Genomic DNA, 828 nt, shown 5'->3' with positions numbered 1-828 from the left:
GGCAAGTCCATCTCAGGAATTGGGTAGCATTTGATATTTGGATCAATACCAGTACTGTCATCGGTAAGACAAACCATCTGAAAGTCTAAGGTCAAATGACGGCTCACCATATTATAGAGGCGATTGACGTACTCGGCACCGTATTTATCGCCCCATTTCATACATATGATATAGCGTGGCTCGGCATTCATATGATGCTTAGACGAGTTAGTAGACAGCGAATTAAAGGTATCAGGTGCCATAATGTACTCGTATTATCAGGTATAAAATTATTGACTATTTGGGAGTATCGAATGTGGGATCGTCAAGCACTGCTCGGTTGGCGTTGATAAAATTGGCCAGTTTTGTCTTGGTTTTACGATAAGGATTGCCCAAACCTGGTATACGCTTAAAGCGCCGATATCCCCACATATAATGACTAAAGTTATCGACTATCATATGCTCCATCGCCTGGTTAAGGGCTTGAGTGGCTACCTTAACATCGCGATTATATAGGTTTGGATCATCAAGCTTGTAGCAGTAGATATCAAAGCCACGTCTGTCATTACGGCGGATACAAGCTAGTCCTACCAAAGCGCATTTGGTTTTGCTGGTAAGCTTGGGTGCAAGGGTGCTCGTTAGAGTGTCAATACCAAAGAACGGCACAATAACGCCGCCTGAAGGGTCTGGGACATGGTCGGGCAGTATAATACTAAAGCCGCCCTGTTTTAGCGTCTTAAAGACAGCTTTGACGCCGCTAGCATCAGTAGGCACTAGGCTGGCATTAAGCCGCGCACGTCCTTGTAATATAAAGTCGTTTAATCGCTTGTTTTCGACAGGCTTGTACAT

General features: G+C 44.4%; 1 protein-coding gene and 1 pseudogene. Both read right to left on the bottom strand.

Annotated elements, in window-relative coordinates; translation table 11 throughout:
- Positions 1-191: pseudogene (locus ACTXGO_RS15035) on the bottom strand (glycosyltransferase); the annotation flags it as partial.
- 85 nt (positions 192-276) lie between these two features.
- The coding region (locus ACTXGO_RS15030) for a lysophospholipid acyltransferase family protein (RefSeq protein WP_443575086.1) at positions 277-828 on the bottom strand (552 nt) is incomplete at its 5' end.

It is taken from the genome of Psychrobacter sp. T6-1, assembly GCF_052258445.1.
Note: the sequence above shows the minus strand (reverse complement) of the source record. Positions and strands in the feature narration are given on the sequence as shown.